Below are 21466 nucleotides of genomic sequence, written 5' to 3' on the forward strand. Positions count from 1 at the left end.
CCACCCGAACTTTTGCCTAAGCACACTGTGCTGAAAATAATTTTTTGAACTTATCAGGAAACAATATTCACATTCAAATTATGATTGATATAAATCTATTCGTCATCAATTTTACGAACAGATGTTTAATTTTACTCGTTGAATTTAACTATACTTATAGGTTTGCCAATACCAGATAATGATAAAGTTATCAAAACCCGTTTGTTAATAAAAACCATTATAAATGCAATAAATGGGGTAGTTATTGCTCAGGATGAAGTGATGAGATGCAATTATCATAATAAATTGAATAATTATTCCCATCACCTAAATAAAACTCAGAGACTCTTAATAAAAATTAAAATTCTGTTATTAAAAGTTCCGTGACGTTCTTGCCTGTTAATCTATACAAAAAAAGAGAGGCTGCCTTTCAATTAAAGACAGCCTCAACTATTAAACCCTTTTCTTTCAAAAAGTGCTTTTACTCTTTTATAATTTTCTTCACAACCGATTGATCCTCATTGGACACTTTAACAAAGTACATACCCGGTAAAGCATTGTAAATCTTAAAGGTTTCTTTTGCTGAACAATCTTCCCTTGAACCGATAATCACCCCATTTGCACTGTAAATAACAACCTTGTAATCATCCTCTTCCAGTTCTACACTAAACACATCATCTACAAATGTTGGATAAACTTTGACTTGTTGGTCAAGTTTCAATGAATTTACTCCTGTTGGAATATTTGGTGCAGGATCCTCACTATCATTTAAACCGTCACCATCAGAGTCCGGATTCGTTGGGTCGGTTCCCATTGCTATTTCTTCGTCATCAGTTAGTCCATCATTGTCGTCATCGGTATCCTGTTCATCAGCGATTCCATCCAAGTCTGTATCTGCAAGGATTTGAATTTGTGCGAAAGCTATTCCTTCATAATTCACATCGTTGATTACCACCTCAACCTCATAAATACCTGCATCGGTTGGTGCCACTTCTTTTCTATCATAAGTAATTATTACATCCAAACCTTCGGGTGTTGTGACAACCGAAAGTTCTTGAGGTGACTCATCATAAACCACAACCTGATTGTTAATAGTAATAGCTGCTTGAGCTTTTTGAACAATCAAAACTCTGTCCACAGTTTCTGCTTTGCGATATGTTAAGTTTCCAGACTGAGATGCTGATACTGTGCATGTCCCAACTCCTGTTATATGAATCTGCCCATTCACAATAGTAGCCACTTCGCTGTCTGATGAAGAATAACTCAAACTTAAATTCGATGATGCAGTTGCATTTGGACTAAAATCCTCGTTGCCATATATCTTTTCTGCAATATCAGGGAAAGTAATCGTTTGGTCTAATTTGCTGGTTGTAAAACTTCTTACATCTCCATAAGTTGTACCAGCAGAATTGGTCGCATATGCTCTCACATAATATGTTGTGTTCGGCAACAAATCATTGATCCTTTCAGTAAAACTTCCGGTTCCTGTTCCATTACTATCTGTAGTTACACCTATGTTTCCAATTTCAGGGTTGGTATTTGTTGAAGAATAAACAACCCCCCGTTCGGTAACACTCAGACCTCCATCCCAAATAACAGTTCCTCCCATTGTTGTCGATGCTGAGACAACATTAATCAACACGTTTGTTGAAACTGTCGGTGGATCATCATCAATGCCAATAATTGTAATACTGAAAGTCTGACCCGTTAGTTCATTTGGTATACCATCGGCAACTTTGAAGGTAAAGCTGTCACTGGTTGTATTACTATGATCATGGACATACTGGATTTTGCCATCAACCAAATTTTGCTGAGTAAATGAGCTGATTGAGACTCCGGGATCATCCGTGTTTTCGAGTTGTCCATTGTTAAATGCAGAGGTAATAGTGTATGTCAACGTATTATTATCAGTATCGGCATCATCGGCAGCCAGTATCGATAAAGTCAATCCTTTGGTTGCTCCTTCGTTTAACGTCATTCCTTCATTGGTTGCAATGGTTGGCGTGTCATCATCAACGGCAGTCACCGTAACACTGAAGGTCTGACCCCTTAGTTCATTCGGAGTGCCATCGGCCACTTTAAAAGTAAAGCTATCGCTGGTGGTATTACTTCCATCATGGACGTACTGAATTTTTCCATCAACCAGTTTTTGCTGGGTAAATGAACTGATTGAGACTCCAGGATCATCTGTGTTTTCGAGTTGTCCATTACTTAATGCTGAAGTGATCGTAAAAGTCAACGTATTATTATCAGTATCGGCATCATCGGCAGCCAGTATCGATAAAGTCAATCCTTTTGTGGCACCTTCGTTTAGGGTCATCCCATCATTAGTCGCGATTGTCGGTGTATCATCATCCACTGCTGTTACTGTAATACTAAACGTCTGATCCGTTAGTTCATTCGGAGTGCCATCGGCCACTTTAAAAGTAAAGCTGTCACTGGTGGTATTACTTCCATCATGCACGTACTGGATTTTGCCATCTACTAGGTTTTGCTGGGTAAACGATGAAATTGAGACTCCGGGATCATCCGTGTTTTCAAGCTGTCCATTACTTAATGCTGAAGTGATCGTAAAAGTCAACGTATTATTATCAGTATCGGCATCATCGGCAGCCAGTATCGATAAAGTCAATCCTTTTGTGGCACCTTCGTTTAGGGTCATCCCATCATTAGTCGCGATTGTCGGTGTATCATCATCTATTGCAATAACGGTAATACTAAAAGTCTGCCCGGTTAGTTCATTTGGCGTGCCATCGGCCACTTTAAAAGTAAAGCTGTCACTGGTGGTATTACTTCCATCATGGACATACTGAATCTTTCCATCAATCAGGTTTTGCTGGGTAAAACTGAAGATCGCTGTCCCTGCTGCATCTGTGTTTTCAAGCTGTCCGTTTTCCGGAGCTGAAGTGATGGTAAAGGTCAGGGAGTTGTTATCGGTATCGGTATCATTTGCTTCAAGAATAGCCAGAATGAGCCCTTTGGTGGCGCCCTCGTTCAGGGTCATTCCTTCATTGGTCTCAACGGTTGGTGCAACGTCATCTACATTATTAACAGAAATTGTAATTGATTCTTCATACGAATTGCCATACGAATTGGTTGCTCTGATTCTTGTTGAATATGAAGTCTTAGATTCATAATCAAACGATGCCTTGGTTATGAGCTCAGTTGATGTCGATACTTCCGTTTTGAAGGACATATCAAAAGCAGAAGGCCAACCAGTATGATTTAACTCCCCACCAGAATACCCCTCTGATCGATACCATACTATCAATGGAATAAAGGAAGATTGTGTGGATAAATCGGTAAATACAAAGGTATATAACTGATCCTTTTCTACTGCAATACCATTAAAGTCCCACGTTACATAGTTAAGTTCACCCTTTACCAATCCTGTCGTTGATTGCCCGAGCAAAGTTCCAGTTGTCCCTTCACCTTCAAAAACTTTAATTGTCAACATGTCGTTGACAGAAACACTATTATCAAATCTCACTGCAATTTTTGATAAAGTTCCAGAGCTTCCCGCAGTAAAGGATTGCCAAACGTTTGTGTAACCATAAAGGTTAAGGCTAATATTGTCTCCCAAACCTGAACTCTGGTCCACTTCTGAATTTACTTTCAAGCTAAAGCCGGCATTATCAGTATCTCCTTCTCCGGCAACAAGGCTATAAGAATATGCTCCGGTTGATGGCAAGGATGAAAGAGAACCAACAGGAGTGCCAACCGGCTTATTTTCGGCAATAGATGCAGGTGAAAGGGAAATATCTAAGGGTATGTCTTCAAATAAAGTATAGCTGGCAAATGTGCCTACTCCATTCAAGCTAACCGTTTTTGAGTCAGTATTGACAGTGCTGTTTTTATATTGCCAGGTGCTTTTGTTGTCGGTTGATTCGAATAAGTTCAACTCTGCAGCTGTATTTCCATTTAATTCGCTATCGCTATAAGAAAAAGAAAGTGTTGCATTTAAGTCGTTGTTGTTTGCAGCAGTGATGTCAAAACAGCGTTTTATACTATTATTGGAACCCATTGTAAATGAATTATGTCCTCGAACAATGGTTGTCTCCCCCATATCGGCAGTAGTGCTGATGATTGCACCAAGTCCGGCAACATTTTCAGAACTGATGTTTGACAAGTTTCGGGTCGTTTTAACCGTTCCTGAAGTGCCTAAAAATAAGCCATTATCTTCAATTAGTTGAGCCGTATTTCCAAGGACAACATCTTGCCCGTTCAAATTCACGTTCTTATTTAAAATTAAATTGCTGTTTACCGTAATACCTGAAGACAAAGTAGGTGTTGAAGAAGAAGAAATAAACAGGTTGTTAAGTGTTGGTGAACCGCTTACGGTATTTTCGCTCCCTAAATCAGTTTTATAAATTCCAATATTATCTGCTGAAGATGGAACTCCATCCGACCAGTTAGCAGCATTGCTCCAATTAGAAGATGTGACCCCCAGCCAGGTATTAAAAGCGTCAGAACTGGTCCATTCAGACCCTGTCATGTTTGTTAACGTTCCAATATGATTATTGCCGGTATAGTCAGATAATGTAGTACCCCCAACTTCGTCAAAACGATAATAAGCCTCCAATCCGGATTCATTTCCGGTAAGCGTTTGCATCATGGTTTCTCGTATTTCAGATGCCGTTCGGGTCTTACTCCATATGCGTACTTCATCCATTTCACCGTTAAAAAGATTGGTTGGAGAGCTTCCTTTGAAAGCCCCAATAGTTAATATTCCAGTAGCTCCTCCAGTAGGTTCATGAGTGTAAATTTTAACTGCTCCAAATTGTTTTCCATCAACATAAAATGTTACTTCCTTTGATGATTGTTTTCTAACAACTGCAATATGTTGCCATACTCCAACAGGTATCGAACCGGCCGTTGGAAGATATACGTATTGTCCTGCACCATATTCATAAGCAAATTCAAGTCGCCCGGTAGAAGTTATATTTAATGCATATAAAATATTGTTAGCCTCATTATTATCGGTACTTCCCTTGCAAATAAATCTGCAATAGCTGCCAGGAAGGGCATCCATCTTAACCCAAGCCTCCAATGTAATATCCCCTATAATATTAAGATTTGGACTAGTTGGTATGGATACATAATCATCGGTACCATCAAAATCCAATGCATTTCGCGGTCCCGCAAAAGCTCCTGAGGTTTTCCACGCAGGTGAGCCAACAAACGTTCCAATACTTGAATTTGGGCTATTATCCTCAAGTGTATTTCCACTACCTCCATTCATGTTATAATAGGCGACCAAACCGGCCTCATCACCAGCAAGCTCCTTATATATATTTGCCTGAATTTCGGATTGTGATCTGACATCATTCCAAACACGAACTTCATCCATATATCCGAAAAAATGATCAGTTGGACTTGTGCCATCCCAATCCTGTCCAATTGAAAACCTTCCAGTATTATCTGGCCTTACAGGAATTGTAAATGTAAATTCAACTGCCCCATTAAGAAAAACAGTTGCTGTATTGTCTGATGCCAACGAGAATGCAATATGTGACCATTGGTTCAAAGGGACAGTCGATTCACCATAACCAGTCATATCACTTGTAGCATAGTAGCCTAGCACTAGCTTACCATCTTTCAACCCAAACAACATCCTGTTTTCATAATCACTTTGATGAAATGTTAAAACAAATCTTTGTCCATTGGTTGCAATGGGATAAATCCACGCCTCCATACTCATCTCAGACGCTCCACCAACTTTACTATTTACTCCATCAGCTGTAATGTATGAACTACTTCCATTAAAATAAAGTGCATTATTTTGTGCCTTTACTGATGTAAATGTTACAAGAAAAAGTACCGCAAGAAATACTAGTTTACATGCGGCAAAACGAGCAGGTTTAGTTGTTAATTTTTTCATCTTATTATTGGTTTTTTAATGTCAATTTCATAGTCCATACTTTCGCAAAATAATGAGGAAGCTTGCATCCCATTTTGTTGGAATAAAACTTGTGAATTCTCTATGGAATGACTGTCCAATGTGATTTGCAGGCCAAATTTTAATTTTGAAGAGTAATCGATGAATCCGTTTAGAAATAGCATGGAATTTATGGACAAACCATGGTTGAAAATACGACAGATGTTTTCAAAAGCCGAAACCAACCTGTTAATTTGATTTAGACGCGATTTATGTATATAAATCACAGTACCTCCACCAACAACCGCAATATTTATCTCCCTGCTTTCCCGGGACACTTCAGCGCTGTACATTATTTCATCTCCCTTTATCACAATTCGTTTTTCTTTCTTTGCACTTAATCATCAATCAATACCCCTATTGAATATACTTTTCAATAAGTTCAATATTGAATTGACGATAATACATAAACTACTTATTCAATAATGCACGCAATATTTAACCACTGAATAACAGTATATTACTGTCAGTCTGAAATGACCCTGTTTCGAATACGCCAAAAGTAAAAAAAAGAGTTTTCTTAAAATTTACCATATGGTAAAAAAATCACTACTTTGGCAGAAAACAGATATATGTTTATCTCCCCAATAGCGTATAGAAAGATTGAATGAAAAAATAGATGAATTGAATGATAGAAGACTGAATCAGTCTGTGCAGAAAAAAGAACAAACCATGCAACCACTAAATCCAAAAGACTACCTCCAGTATGCTGATCAATTACGAAATTTTATAAATGCTACCAGTCCTGTTTCTGATGAATCCTGGGAAAAAATGTGTGGCATAATGAATTTCTGGAGGGTAAAAAAAGGAGTTCGATTACTTGATTACATGCATGTTGAAAGTTCGGTTCGTTTCCTTGGAAAAGGTACTGTTAAATGTGAAGACCATTATAATGAAAAGTCATTTGTATATGATTTTCGGGTGGCTCCAATTATACTATCCGAAACGGTTTCATTGCTCAATGGCACACGATCTCGCATCACACTCGAAACAGTAACGGAATGCGAATTTATAGAACTTCCCCGAATTCCTTTTGTAGATATGATTTTTTCAAATCTTGATATTGCGAAATTTTGCGCTATCGGTGTGGCGAATTACCTTGGAATGACACATTACAAACAAGCTTTATTGAGAACCCTTGATGCGAAAGATAGGTACAAACACTTTTTAAAAGAATTCCCTAGTGTTGCACTAGAATCAAAATTGGAAGACATTGCATCTTATATCGGAGTTACACAACAAAGCTTGAGTAGAATTCGAAAAAATATCACCTGGGAGTCACATGAAAAAGAACTGGAAGCTTTAAGTAATGAGTTGGAAGTCGTACATGGTAAACACTAACCTATAACCATAGCAGTTTTATCGTAATGCTGACTAAATCTAATTCGACTCTTTAGCTATAAAGTTTGTCCTTAGTTGCTCAAACAATTGAATCACCTTCTTCGTAATTTCTCCAGGTTTTCCATCGCTAATAACATGATCATCAATTTTGACAACAGGCAAAATATGCTTGGTAGTGCTGGTCAAAAAAACTTCGTCAGCCGTCAACAGCATCGGTAAGCGAACGGGAGCTTCCACATGGAGAATCCCCTGTTCCGGTAACAGTTCCAGCACTAGTCCACGGGTCACTCCTTTTAGAACACCCTCGGCAGGTGTAACTACTGCACCATCTTTCACCATAAATACATTGCCCCGCGAAGTTTCCTGCACAGTTTCGCCATCGTGGAAAAGAATATCAACAATGCGCTCGTCAGTCAGCTCATTCATCCAGAACTGTCCTGCCAGGTAATTGGTCGATTTGGCTAAGGGCAAAAAGCGATCAAACTGTTTCATTGCCAACTGAACACCATCGGAATAAAAGGATGCAGGATAATTCGGCATTTCCGTCGGAAAAACATACAATGCAGACTGATAGAATTCATGAAAATTAGAATCATGGGGTAAAGCAAACAACTTGATATAGGAATCCCTCAGATCATTCGCTTCAATAAGATCTTTCAAGATTTGCTCCAACTGATCGTCAAAATCAGTTTTCAATTTTAAAATATTCAGCGTTTTAAGGAACCGTTTCAAATGTCGGTCGCCATAAAAAGGTTTACCATTCAACAGTTCTAAAAACTCAAAAGCACCGTATCCCCGATTGATGGAGATACTCGTAATCGGAATGGAAATCTTTGTTAAATCCTGATAAATACCATTATTAAAACCAATCATAATACTAAATATCTCAAAATAAAAATAAGCCTTTCACTTTAAAGCACTTGCTGTCTATTTTTCACTAATTATAAAAATAAGGTTGCAATTCTTGTAATTGTTAAACTATCTAGCAAATATCACCTTGTTATATAGCATAAATTTAAGAATTAAAACAACAACAACATCTGTTAACTTGTATCCATCTATTTTTCTAATAAAATAGATGTGCCGTATGAATAACCCTTCAGAATTTAATCATTTGACAAAACGAGAGCTAATTGAAACTATAGTAAAAGTTCATAAAGAGAAGGATCTGCTTAAGAACTTTTTAGCTGAAGTGGAGAAAAAATGTCAGGTAATCTATAAGCTGAGTGAACTATTTGGGAATAAAAAACTGAGCTCCAAAGATATTCTGGAAGAAGCGATAAAAATTATTCCAGCTGGCTGGCAATATCCAGAAATCACTTGTGTAAGAATTACATTGGGCAACAACGAATTTAAAACGAATAATTTCACTAACACAAAATGGAAGCAATCTGAAATCATTTCTATTGAAAATCAACCCAATGCACTTATTGAAGTCTGCTACCTGACAGAAAAACCACAAGAATATGAAGGTCCCTTTTCAAAAGAAGAACGAAATCTTCTTAAAGAAATTTCTGAAAAGATTAACACATTCATATCCAAAAAACTTATTAAAGAAGAATTCACGGCAATATTTAAAGAAAGTCCTATAGCTAAATGTATTATTGATATTGATCATGATAATCATTTTGAAGATGTAAATGAAGTTTTTCAGAAATTTACTGGCTATTCGCAAGATGAACTTATCGGAAAAAGACCTCTGCATATTGGTTTGTTCAAAAATCCTCAAGTCGTTGATACGATGCTAAACGCGTTGACATCTACCGGATTCATTAAGAATCTTGAATTTGAATACATCAAAAAAAATGGTGAAGTCACTTCAGCGGTAATGAATTCGCAACTGGTTCAAACACAGGGAAGAAATCTAGCATTAGCTTCTTTTATAGATTTGACTGAAATATTACAACTTAAAAAATCAGAAAAAGAAGCAAATGAACTCAATCGCGCATTGATAGATGCAATTCCTTTCGGAATGGAAATTATCAATGAATCAGGCAAAATTCTATTCGCCAACAATATTATGAAAGATCATTTTGGTGATGATATTGTCGGTAAATTATGCTGGGAATCTTATCGAAAGGATCAAAAACCCTGTCCATTTTGTCCATTGGAACATGACATTGTTGTTGGTGAAACAATCGTTAATACCGCAGACGGTATTGTTGATAACCGAACTTACGAAATAAGTCACACTGGTTTTCTATTTGAAGGTAAAAAGGCATACTTGAAGCTTTTCAATGATATTACAGAGAAAAGAATTGCAGAAAAAGAATTGGTCGAAACTAAAGAAAAATTGCAAGGAATTTTAGATAATCTGGATGATGCCTATTTCCAAATTGATATGGAAGGTAATATTACCTATATCAATTCTTCAGCTGTAAATATGTTTGGATATTCTTCTGTACAGGAGATGATAGGAATGCCGGTAATCAACTTATATGAAAGCAGAAAAGAAAGAAAAAGAATTCTCAAGAAGCTGCATCACTCGGGAAAAATTCACGATTGGGTATCCAAAGGACTACGCAAAGATTCTTCCACTTTTTGGGTTTCAGTTAATGCCAAATTTCTTTATGACAACAGCGGACAAATCAAAGGAACCCAAGGATTAATCCGGAATGTAACGAGGCGTATTGAAGCCGACAAGAAAGTTGATGAAAGTGAGAAAATATTCCATGATCTTTTTAACAATTTAAATAGTGGAGTCGCCGTATATGATGTTGTCGATGATGGAAAAGATTTTATTTTCAAATATTTCAATGATGCAGGTGAAAGAATTGACAAGCAAAACCGCAACGAGCTTATTGGAAAGAGTATTTTTGAGGTTCGTCCCGGAATTGATGAGTTTGGACTAATTAAAATATTTAGAAAAGTAGTTGCCTCAAAAAAACCTGCACATCATCCAGTTAAAATTTATAGTGATGAACGACTGGATGGTTACTATGAAAACTATGTTTTTTTGTTACCCACTGGAGAACTGGTCGCGGTTTTTGATGATATTACCGAAAGTGTCAAAATTCAAAACGAAATAAAGCTGGCAAAGGATAAAGCTGAAGAAAGTGACTTCAGGTTAAAATTAGCAACTGATTCAGGAAAACTTGGTATTTGGGACTGGAATATTGAAAAAAACAATATGGTTTGGAATGACCGCATGTTTGAACTTTATGGAATGACCCCCGATACTTTTACAGGAGAAATTGATTCCTGGGGTAATGGTCTCCACCCTGAAGATAAGGAACAAGCAATCGAAGAAGTAAACCTTGCTCTAAATCAAACCAAAAAATTCAACACTACCTTCCGTGTTGTTCATCCAAGCGGCAAAATCCTTCACATTAAAGCTGATGCTGTTACTTTACTTGATGAAGAAAATAAACCGATACGAATGATTGGTATTAACAGGAACGTGACAAAAGCTGTATTGCGTGAGATTGAATTAATCGATGCCAAGAATAAAGCGCAGGAAAGTGATCGCCTAAAATCAGCCTTTTTAATGAACATGTCGCATGAAATTCGAACTCCGATGAATGGCATCCTCGGTTTTATGGAATTGTTGAAAGATCCAGATTTAAAGGAAGAGGAACGAATATCATATGTCGATATCGTCAATAAAAGTGGTGAGCGATTATTAAATACAATCAATGATATTATTGAGATTTCGAGAATCGAAATTGGGGATATTAATCTGACCCATCAGGAAGTTGACGTTTCAGAAATGATTAAACATCATTTCAATTTTTTCAAATTACATGCAGATAGAAAAGGAGTCGACTTAAAGATTACAAGGCAAATTCCCGTTAATTCAGCATTAATAAAATCTGATAAACAAAAGTTGGATAGTATCATCATGAACCTAATTAAAAATGCTGTAAAATTCACACCCAAAGGATCTATTGAAATCGGTAATTACATAGAAAATAAACAGCTTCACTTCTTCTTTAAAGATACAGGAGATGGAATTCCTGAAGATAAATTGAAAATTATTTTTGACCCATTTGTTCAGGCTGATTTAGCTCTTAATAGAAAATATCAGGGCTCAGGAATTGGTTTATCTATCGTTAAATCGTATGTTGATGCGCTAAATGGAAAAATAATAGTTGAGTCTGAAGTTGGAAAAGGAAGCACCTTTACTGTTTCTATTCCTTACCACAAAGACTAAATAAGTTTACTATCCCAAAGCTTATTCTTGTTAAAGAATATTCTTAAATCTGAAAACGAATATCTTTTTACAATTATCAACTTCAAACCACAATATATACCTTTGTCTCCTTCATTAAAAAAGGATTCCAAAGATGATTGATTTCAAAATAAATACCGATAAATGTACCCAATGTGGACTATGTTCATTGGAGTGTCCCATGCTGATTATTAATGGCAAGACTGAATATCCTGAAATTAAGGAAGGCAAAGAAAGCCAGTGTATCCGTTGTCAACATTGTCTGGCAGTTTGTCCAACTGGAGCTTTATCTATTTTAGGCAAAAATCCGGATGATAGTATTCCGGTGACAAACAAAATCCCTTCCCCCGGAGAAATGTCTAATTTAATTAAAACCCGACGTTCCATCCGTAAATTCAAAAAAGAAGAAATCGGTTATGAATTAATTCAGCAATTATTGGAAACTACGGCTTTTGCCCCAACCGGGCATAACAAAAATAAGGTTCTACTTTCGGTAGTCGACAATAAATCAGACTTGAATAAACTTCGTGAATTGGTTTACGACAGCATTAAACAAGCGAAGGAAGAAGGTCGTTTACCAGAGTCAAAATCCTTGCTATTTGACCTGCAACGTTTATGGAACAGCAAAAAAATTGATGTGCTTTTTCGCGATGCTCCTCACCTGTTGATTGCATCTGCTCCGAATACGATTACCACACCTGATGCAGATAGTTATATATCTCTAAGCTATTTTGAACTATTGGCAAACAGCCATGGTATTGGAACACTTTGGAATGGAATGGTGAAATGGGTTATCAACGATATCGATCCTGAAATTAGAAATCAAATTGGAATACCGGATAATCATTTAGTTGCATCTGTGCTGCTTTTCGGAAAGCCAGCTATCAAATATGCCAGGGCTGTTCAAAGTGAAGGTTTGAACTTAAATAGGATTAACTTATGAGAATCGTAATAAGATCATTCAAGTGATAGTTCTGTAAACGAAAATGGCAACCTCTGTTACGAGATAACCATTTTCATTTATACAACACAAAAACTACTTCTTCAATAAATCACGAATCTCAGTTAAAAGTTCCTGATCTTTTGTAGGCCCGGGAGGTGCAGGTGCAGGTTTTGCCTCTTCTTTTTTCTTCAAGTTATTCATAGCTTTAATCATCATAAAAATGGCAAAAGCAATGATAATAAAATCAATCGTAGTTTGAATAAAATTACCATATAAAATGGTAGCTCCTTTGGTAACTACATCGCCTGCCTCATTAAGCACATCTTCGCGCAATACGTATTTTAATTCTTTGAAGTCAACACCTCCCAATAACATTCCGATTGGAGGCATCAGCACGTCATTTACAAAAGAAGCTACAATTTTTCCAAAAGCGCCTCCAATAATTATACCTACAGCCATGTCGACAACATTGCCTTTCATGGCAAAAGTTTTAAATTCTTTCACTAATCCCATAATCGATAAATTTAATTGATAAACCTGAAAACAATTTCATTATCAAGTTAATAGATTTGTTGATCAAATGCAATGCACCATTTTTCATAATAGATTTGATCACTTTTTTCATCTCATGGAAAGCATAAAAAAACAACTATCTTTGTAGCCCTTAAACAGAATTGATTTTCACGACAATAAAAAATACGTTGACATGTCACAATACAAACGTACCTTAATTACTTCTGCCCTGCCTTATGCAAACGGGCCTGTACATATTGGTCACCTTGCCGGTGTTTACGTTCCGGCAGATATTTACGCACGTTATCTTCGCTTGAAAAATGAAGAGGTTGCCTTTATTGGCGGCTCAGATGAGCACGGTGTACCAATTACCCTGAAAGCAAAAAACGAAGGAGTAACTCCTCAGGATATCGTGGACAAATACCATGGGATGATCAAAGATTCATTTGCCCGATTCGGTATTTCGTTTGATGTTTATTCGCGCACCAGTGCAAAAATCCACCACGAAACGGCAGGTGAATTTTTCAAGAAGTTATATGATGAGGGGAAATTTGTTGAACAAACCAGCGAACAATATTACGACGAAGAAAACAAGCAGTTTTTGGCTGACCGTTATATTGTTGGGACTTGCCCAAAATGTTCGTTTGAAAATGCATACGGCGATCAATGTGAAAGTTGTGGTACTTCGTTGAGTCCAACGGAATTGATCAACCCAAAGTCAATGATTAGCGGAAATACCCCGGTGTTGAAAGAAACCAAACACTGGTATCTGCCATTGGATCAATACGAACCTTGGTTGAAAGAATGGATTTTGGAAGGCCACAAGGAATGGAAATCAAATGTATACGGACAGTGTAAAAGCTGGATCGACAGTGGGTTGAATCCTCGTGCTGTTACCCGCGACCTGAATTGGGGAGTACCTGTTCCGGTTGATGGAGCAGAAGGAAAAGTTTTGTATGTATGGTTTGATGCCCCCATCGGTTACATTTCAGCAACCAAAGAAATGACTCCTGATTGGGAAAAATGGTGGAAAGATGAAGAAACAAAAATGTTACACTTCATCGGTAAGGATAACATCGTTTTCCATTGCATCATTTTCCCAAGTATGTTGAAAGCTGAAGGAAGTTATATTTTACCTGAAAATGTTCCAGCCAACGAATTCCTTAATTTGGAAGGAGATAAAATCTCTACTTCACGTAATTGGGCTGTTTGGTTGCACGAATATTTGGAAGAATTTCCGGGAAAAGAAGATGTGCTAAAATATACTTTGACTGCTAACGCTCCTGAAACAAAAGACAACGATTTTACCTGGAAAGACTTTCAGGCTCGCAACAACAATGAGCTGGTAGCCGTGTTGGGGAACTTTGTGAATCGTGCTTTGGTACTGACTCAAAAATACTATGAGGGAGAAGTTCCTGCTTTAGGAGAACTCAATGACGTTGATCAGGCTGCATTGGCAGAAATTGGGAAGTTGAAAGTTGAAGTTGAAAAAAGTCTGGATAGCTACCGATTTCGCGAAGCCCTAAAACTAGCGATGGATTTAGCTCGTTTGGGTAACAAATACCTGGCTGATGAAGAGCCTTGGAAAGTGGTGAAAACGGATCCGGAACGGGTAAAAACGGTTATGAATATCTGCCTGCAGATTACAGCAAATCTAACTATCATGTTGGAGCCATTTTTACCATTTAGCATGGAAAAACTGCGTGGTTTTATCAACTTTGAAAAGCTGGACTGGAGCGAATTGGGACGTACTGATTTGTTAGCTGCAGGACATCAAACAAACAAGCCTGAATTACTATTTGAAAAAATTGAAGATAGCGTGATTGAAGCTCAGGTTCAGAAATTGCTGGATACTAAAAAAGCGAATGAAGCTGCTGAAGCAACTGCCAAACCAGCCAAAGAAAATTGTACTTTCGACGATTTCATGAAAATGGACATCCGCACCGGTACCATTTTGGAAGCTGAAGTTGTACCAAAAACCAAGAAACTGCTGAAGCTTAAAATTGATACCGGTATTGATCAGCGAACAGTTGTTTCCGGAATCGCAGAATATTATAAACCTGAAGATATTATTGGCAAACTGGTTTCTATTTTGGTGAACCTGGAGCCAAGAAAAATTCGCGGAATTGAATCGCAAGGAATGATTTTGATGGCCGAAGATGCCGATGGAACGCTGAAGTTTGTTTCGCCGGAAGCTAAAGTGAAAAATGGCTCGGAAGTAAGATAGTTCTTTCTCTTTTTCCGATGACGAAACATCAAAGACAGTCGTTGTCAACTATTGTTGGCAGCGCTTCCGTAAGTTGCAGTACCGCTTAACACGGATCGGTAACTTACTCTAAATATATGAAACCGCTTTTGTACGCAAAGGCGGTTTTTTACTTTCCTGAAGAAAACGACACGATAAAACTGGAACCTTTACCAAGTTCGCTTTCAACGTGAATTTGCCCATCATTTTTTTGCACCAATTCGGCAACCATCTTCAGTCCAAAACCGGTTCCTCCTTCATTCTCTGTTCCTTTCTGTTGAATTTTAGAATCCAGATCTAAAATTTTGCCAGCATCCTGCTCACGCATACCAACGCCAAAATCAATCACTCGAACTTCTACCTGCTCAGCTTTTTGTCGGGCAATAAGCTGAATTTTAGAATCGCGATGAGAAAATTTGATCGCGTTATTAATCAGGTTCCTGAATATTGTTTTGATCATTTCAAGATCACCAAAGAGTTGAGTATCCTTCTCCACATCCAGTTCAAGTTCAATCCCTTTCTTTTTAAGAGCAAGTTCTACCATAGATTTTTGCTCCTCCAACATATCTTCAACCAAAATATTTATTGGTTTAAATTCGGTTCTTCCCTGCTGCAATTTTGCCCAATCTAAAATTTCATAAAGCAATCTATTGTGCTGCAAGGCGGCTTCGGAGACATCTTTCAAATGCATCTTTTTTTCATCTTCAGAGAATGTCTCATATTGCTCCTTCATGAATTCGAGATAGTAAGCAATTGTCCCGGAAGCATTTTTTAGATCGTGTGAAAGCATAGAAAAAAAGCGGTCTTTCGTTTGATTAGCTAATCGAAGATGTTTCTCTGATTCTGCCAGGTCCACCTGAGCCTGTTGCTTTCGTGCCCACGCATTTGCATAAAGATATACAAGGAAAATTCCTACGATTGATGTGAGAATAAACAAAAGCACTACTTTTTCAAGAAAGCCAAAAGCACTTAGAGATAACTCGCTTCTGGGAATAAACGAAATCACTTTCCATGAATAACTCTTAGGATAAACATCATCAAAAACATGTTCTCCCAATTTTGCGAATGGATTAGCAGTTGCAATGGTGAAAAGACCTCTTCTAGACTCAAACTGTCCAAAATCCAATGTTGAAATCTGCTCATAATCTTCATCAAAAAGAGTTTTTATTGTTATGTGCTTCTTATTTTGAAACATAAAACCCCACTCCAACGCACTATCCGGAGCATTTAAAAAGTACCCAACCTGATTCACCAGGTAAGAATTTCCTAATCCGGTAACGGTTTCTTCATTTAATTCTTCCAACATTCGGGTGCCATCAAAATTCAAAACATTTACACCAACAGCTTTGTGCCCACCTTTAAAGACCGGTATGCAAATCCGTATCATTGGTCGGAATGGCTTTTCGATTTGCCGATGTTCAATATTTAGATCAAAAGGTGAAATGTATATGCCTCCAGCCTCCAGACCGATAGCTTCTTGAAAATAATAGCGTTGACTTTTGTCCTGTAGCTCATCTTGATTGCACACATGCGGCTCATCATTAACCCTGTCAACTCGGAATATTTCCATCCCCAGCGAGTCCAAAAAACGAATTTGATAATAGTTCTTCTTTTCCGTGAGCAAATCCCTCATTAAATCTTCAAAATGGCTTCTGTTGGGGTTATTGGTTGCGCTTTTAGAAAAGAATGATTTAAACATCCGGCTGTCTGTCATCACTCTTAAATCTAATACCGCTTCGTCCAACAAATGCTCCAACAGATTTTTTTCAGAAATGACTTTTCTTTTCTGATCTTCTTTTACGATAATCCTTTGTTGATTTACTAAAAGACTAACTCCAAGAATATAAACACCTAAAAATATAAGTAGGGAAAATGCCGAAACAATGGTAAATCGTTTGATAAAATATCCCTTATATGTTGGAGAAAGGTTACGCTTCATCAATCAAAATTTAACACGATAGTAGGTTAGAAATTATTCTTCTAATTAGAAACGATAATGTGATTTCTAAATATTACAATCAACGCTTGATTTTGTTAAAAGATATGATCATAAATTCGTTATTAAGTTAAAAGAATTCGAACATTAAAAAAAGGGCAGCTCTAAGCGTACCCTTTTAACTAATAAACCAACTAAACCTAAACTAATCCTGAAACTATCTATTTTTTAAAATTTTGTATTCAAAAAGTTTGAGTTCGATACTCATCATCCCTTCTTCTTCAATCAATCCACCCTCAAGCACGTCTTCATATTTTTGTTGAACATCGAACTCAAAAATCTAAACAAGCAAGATTTAGAAAAGTTCAAAATGCATCCACATGTACTATTGGCAAATCATCCTAATTTCCTTAACTTTAGTACCGAATGCAAATCAAAAAATCAGGATTTTATGAAAAGAGTTGCATTATTGGGATTTCTTATCGTGTACATTATCACCGGAATTTTTGCTTCCGAACCACTTCGCAAACCATTTATTGAACTTTACATTGATGGTGTTCAAATGATTGATGGATCGTCTTTGCAAGTAAACAAAGGTGATCAACTTTCCCTTTTTGCTCAAATTCGAGGCGGTAGAAGTGATTTTGTTCGTTATCCTGATACCTATGCAGACTCCACTATTTTTGAAAATCTGGTTTCGAAAAGCTTTACCAAATTGATTTATTCTGTAAATGGAAAAGAAACTCAGTGGGAATTGCTAGATGAAAAAATCAAGTTTGAAACAGATAATCAAATTCGACTCGAATTAATTAATAATCTGAATAACAAACATGAAGCTGATGTTTTTATCCCTGTAAAAAAAGTTGAAAAATCGTACATCAAGGTTACGATAAGCTCTATCTGGCAGTTTTCTGACGGAACCGAAAAAAAGCAGGAAGTTAATGAAGCAGTGTTCGTTCTGCACCTGGATATTCAAGGGAGTGACAACGTTTGGTTTGCAAGTCCAAATATACGAGCTGCCGGAAAAAAGCATCCGGAAATTGAGCAAAAGCTGATTAGTATTCAGGATTCATACAATAAAATTGAAAGCTTATTATCATCCTTTGATTTTAACCATTTGCAGGCTGAAATTGCAAATTTGCGAAGAACTATTCAATCACTTCAAGAAAAACTTGAGTCGATTCGTGAAGCAGATCCACTCTTCAAATGTGACATATCTTTTATCGGTCTGCCCAGCGACCAGGCCGTTGCTGATGTGACCGATTACAGAATTATGGCAGATGCTTGGGAAGAGCTCCCTCCGTTGATAACAGAACAATCAGAACACCTTCATCAACTTGATGAAAGTGATAAAAAAATAAAACGACGGGATCTGTTATCAATCATTAAGACTTTTACCGAATGGCAAAAAGAGTTACCGTTAAACGCTGAGGCACTTTTTAATTCATACTCACAAGGATTGGATTGGCACGAAATTACAATTCAATCGTATCTTTCATTCAATCCGGATGAAGAAAGAATCAATAACCTGGATAAATGTATTGAAGATCTCCACCGCTACTTTGACGACCGTGAAAGAAATATTTCCAAAGAACAATACATGTTCAATTATACACTTACTCGAATGCAGGCAGTTAAGATTTTTGATGGAATGTTGATGGGATTTTTCTCCACCATCAATTTTGCCAAGTGGGAAAATACCCGTATTTAAAATCACCTGTTTTTTATCACTAGTAAACAGAACGTAAACCATTTATGTTAGAATGGTAAAGTATTTATTGCAAGCCATGGTAACCATTCAAAAACACTCGGGTATTTACACATTACAAACGCTGCAAGAACTTCCAATCACTATCGATGAAGCCTGGGATTTCTTCTCCGATCCCGTCAATCTTGAAAGAATGACTCCATCTCACATGAAATTTAGAATTACTTCAAAGAAACCAGATAACATGTATCCCGGACAAATAATTACCTATCAGGTTTCTCCATTTAAAGGATACACCACTAGTTGGGTAACTGAAATAACCCAGGTGAAGGAAAAAGAATACTTCGTTGACGAACAGCGTTTTGGCCCTTATAAAATGTGGCATCACGAACACCGGTTCAAAAAGACAGACAACGGAATTATCATGTCAGACAAGGTAAGCTACAAAATGTCGTTCGGAATTCTAGGCAGTCTTGCCCACCGGGTGTTTGTCCGTAAACAATTGCTAAATATCTTCAATTTTAGAAAAGAGATTCTACAAAAATTCTGGAAATAATATAAACTTTCTATAACTTAACAATCTTATTATTATCATTATGCCTTACGACGAATTACTAGCTGACCGAATCAGGCAAAGCCTAAAGGAAAAAAAGACCGCTTTTGAGGAAAAGAAAATGTTTGGTGGAATTTGCTTTATGGTAGATGATAAGATGTGCATTGGCATCATCAAAAACGACCTGATGGCACGGATTGACCCGGAGCAAGAGAAACAATTTTTAAAGGACACAGGTGCACGGCCCATGGATTTTACCCACCGCCCCATGAAAGGTTATTTATACGTAAATCCGGAAGGAACCGACCTGGACGATGATTTAAGCAAATGGGTTGACCGCTGCCTGGAATTCAACCCAAAAGCGACCTCAAGCAAAAAGAAGAAAAACAAAAAATGACACCAATGAGTAGTGCAGGACATGTAGCCGATATGATGGTCCGGATGAAGGCAAACCGGGAATTACGCAAACGATCAAATCCTTTCAAAAAAGAAGAGGATAAAATCTACGAAGGGAAACACATTCAATTAAAATTTAGAAAAGTCTCCCCTCAACAAAAACGTTTCTTTCAATTGAAAATCAATCGGGAAAATGAAAAGCGGATAATCTTCGAACGTATCGGAACTATCGCCTTTGTTGTCCTTTTTATTATTGGATTTATCTGGTTAGTCGGATTTATGACAACACCTACTTAATGACAACCGTTTTTATATTGACAAACTCCCGGATTCCCCAAAGTGATAGTTCACGGCCATAGCCACTTTCCTTAACCCCGCCAAAAGGCAATCGTGGGTCGGATTTCACAAAATCATTGACAAAGACACACCCGGCATCCAAACCTTTTTCTGCTAAATGTCTCCCCTTTTCCTTGTCTTTTGTAAACACGCCCGCTCCTAAGCCAAATACCGTGTCATTTGCTATTTTAATTCCCTCTTCAACCGATTTCACTTTAAACAATGAAGCAACCGGACCAAACAATTCTTCATGGTATGCAGCCATTCCGGGTTGAACGTTTTCCAAAACCGTAGGTGGGTAAAAAGCAGATTCTCCATCCGGGATGTACGCCCCACATAAAACCTTCGCACCTTTTCCGACTGAACTCATTACCTGCTGATGTAGTTCATCTCTTAAGTCAATTCGTGCCAAGGGACCAATTGCAATTTCTTCATCATTGGGATTTCCATATTTTGAAGATTCCATCAGTCTTACAAATTCATCTTTAAATGCCTCGTAAACCTTCTCCATAACGATGAATCGCTTCGCTCCAATACAACTCTGCCCGGCATTCAACAAACGGCTTGAAACGCATAATTTGGCTGCCTCTTTGATATCAGCATCTTCTAAGATCAGGTACGGATCACTTCCACCCAATTCCAAAACCGACTTTTTCAGGACGCTTCCAGCAACAGAAGCAACAGATTTACCAGCCGGAGTACTTCCGGTAAGAGTAACTGCTTTTACAAGTGGATTTTCAATTACCTGTTTTACTTCAGAACCACTAATTAGCAAAGTCCGAAAAACATTTTTAGGAAACCCAGCCTTTTTGACCAATTTCTCAATAACCATAGCACATCCGGGAACATTACTTGCATGTTTTAACACTCCGGTATTACCAGCCATTAAAGCAGGTGCTAAAAATCGAAATACCTGCCAAAAGGGAAAGTTCCACGGCATCACTGTCAAAACTGTTCCCAGCGGTTGAAAACTTACATATGACTCGAAATTTTCAGTCTGAATAATCTCATTTTGTAAAAATTGTTCTGCATTATCAGCATAATACTTACAAACCCAAGCACATTTCTGTATTTCCCCAATTGCTTCTTTCTTGATTTTACCCATTTCAGAAACAATCAAATCAGCTAACTCTTCTTTTTGCAATTCAAGCTGATTGCCCAATTGATGCATCAATTGTTTTCTGGTTTCAAAAGGAGTTTTTTTCCAGTCATGAAAAGCCAAATCAACTTCGTTCAGGATATTGTTGATTTCGTTTTTCTGATGATTTGTGTATTCTTTATTTAGCTTATTGGTGTATGGATTTACTGATTTCATTCATCTAAATTTTTGATCTAATTCAAAATTAACAGGAATCCCTTAAATAAAAAAGGTTTTCCGTCTATTGACAAAAAGCCTCCCACTTAATA

14 protein-coding genes are annotated in these 21466 nt (G+C 37.3%); 8 read left to right on the forward strand and 6 right to left on the reverse strand.

The window, feature by feature from the left end:
* Positions 1-460: 460 nt before the first annotated feature.
* Positions 461-5860, reverse strand: a complete 5400-nt coding sequence (locus tag ACUNWD_RS04085; RefSeq protein WP_445586499.1) for a cadherin-like domain-containing protein — start codon at positions 5858-5860, stop codon at positions 461-463.
* A complete protein-coding gene (locus tag ACUNWD_RS04090) occupies positions 5857-6210 on the reverse strand; it encodes a hypothetical protein (protein ID WP_445586500.1) in 354 nt (117 codons plus the stop codon). The genes ACUNWD_RS04085 and ACUNWD_RS04090 overlap by 4 nt, the downstream gene beginning before the upstream one ends.
* A 331-nt stretch (positions 6211-6541) precedes the next feature.
* On the opposite strand from ACUNWD_RS04090, the gene ACUNWD_RS04095 reads away from it, so the two are divergent.
* The gene (locus ACUNWD_RS04095) at positions 6542-7258 is read left to right on the forward strand and encodes a Crp/Fnr family transcriptional regulator (protein ID WP_445586501.1); all 717 of its coding nucleotides are present in this window, start codon (positions 6542-6544) and stop codon (positions 7256-7258) included.
* A gap of 39 nt (positions 7259-7297) precedes the next feature.
* Here ACUNWD_RS04095 and ACUNWD_RS04100 read toward each other — a convergent pair whose 3' ends face one another.
* Positions 7298-8131, reverse strand: coding sequence for an aminotransferase class IV (locus ACUNWD_RS04100; RefSeq protein ID WP_445586502.1), 834 nt, complete (start codon positions 8129-8131; stop codon positions 7298-7300).
* Between the two features lie 214 nt (positions 8132-8345).
* On the opposite strand from ACUNWD_RS04100, the gene ACUNWD_RS04105 reads away from it, so the two are divergent.
* Positions 8346-11411, forward strand: coding sequence for a PAS domain S-box protein (locus ACUNWD_RS04105; protein WP_445586503.1), 3066 nt, complete (start codon positions 8346-8348; stop codon positions 11409-11411).
* 133 nt (positions 11412-11544) lie between these two features.
* The gene (locus tag ACUNWD_RS04110; RefSeq protein ID WP_445586504.1) at positions 11545-12372 is read left to right on the forward strand and encodes a nitroreductase family protein; all 828 of its coding nucleotides are present in this window, start codon (positions 11545-11547) and stop codon (positions 12370-12372) included.
* Between the two features lie 93 nt (positions 12373-12465).
* Here the strand turns inward: ACUNWD_RS04110 and mscL are convergent, their stop codons facing one another.
* Positions 12466-12885 carry a large-conductance mechanosensitive channel protein MscL gene (gene mscL / locus ACUNWD_RS04115; RefSeq protein ID WP_445586505.1) on the reverse strand — a complete coding sequence of 140 codons (420 nt, stop codon included), beginning with the start codon at positions 12883-12885 and terminating at the stop codon, positions 12466-12468.
* A gap of 193 nt (positions 12886-13078) precedes the next feature.
* On the opposite strand from mscL, the gene metG reads away from it, so the two are divergent.
* On the forward strand, positions 13079-15112 hold the full coding sequence (metG, locus tag ACUNWD_RS04120; protein ID WP_445586506.1) for a methionine--tRNA ligase: 2034 nt from the start codon (positions 13079-13081) through the stop codon (positions 15110-15112).
* A 148-nt stretch (positions 15113-15260) separates the two neighbouring features.
* Here the strand turns inward: metG and ACUNWD_RS04125 are convergent, their stop codons facing one another.
* Positions 15261-17069 (reverse strand): sensor histidine kinase, encoded by a 1809-nt coding sequence (locus ACUNWD_RS04125; protein WP_445586507.1) that lies wholly within the window; start codon positions 17067-17069, stop codon positions 15261-15263.
* 448 nt (positions 17070-17517) lie between these two features.
* Between ACUNWD_RS04125 and ACUNWD_RS04130 the strand changes: the two genes are divergently transcribed.
* Genes ACUNWD_RS04130 through ACUNWD_RS04145 form a run of 4 tightly spaced genes read left to right on the forward strand, consistent with a single transcriptional unit; the run spans position 17518 to position 20020 of the window.
* Entirely contained in the window at positions 17518-18777 is a 1260-nt protein-coding gene (locus ACUNWD_RS04130) for a hypothetical protein (RefSeq protein ID WP_445586508.1), read from the forward strand.
* A 52-nt stretch (positions 18778-18829) separates the two neighbouring features.
* Positions 18830-19330, forward strand: coding sequence for an SRPBCC family protein (locus tag ACUNWD_RS04135; RefSeq protein ID WP_445586509.1), 501 nt, complete (start codon positions 18830-18832; stop codon positions 19328-19330).
* Between the two features lie 40 nt (positions 19331-19370).
* Positions 19371-19724 carry a TfoX/Sxy family protein gene (locus ACUNWD_RS04140; protein ID WP_445586510.1) on the forward strand — a complete coding sequence of 118 codons (354 nt, stop codon included), beginning with the start codon at positions 19371-19373 and terminating at the stop codon, positions 19722-19724.
* Positions 19725-19729: 5 nt separating this feature from the next.
* A complete protein-coding gene (locus ACUNWD_RS04145) occupies positions 19730-20020 on the forward strand; it encodes a hypothetical protein (protein WP_445586511.1) in 291 nt (96 codons plus the stop codon).
* On the opposite strand, the gene ACUNWD_RS04150 is transcribed toward ACUNWD_RS04145, so the two are convergent.
* Complete coding sequence (locus ACUNWD_RS04150; protein WP_445586512.1) at positions 20013-21374, reverse strand: NAD-dependent succinate-semialdehyde dehydrogenase; 1362 nt, start codon at positions 21372-21374, stop codon at positions 20013-20015. The two genes, ACUNWD_RS04145 and ACUNWD_RS04150, sit on opposite strands and share 8 nt — an antisense overlap.
* Between the last annotated feature and the right edge of the window lie 92 nt (positions 21375-21466).

Source organism: Sunxiuqinia sp. A32, from assembly GCF_052690465.1.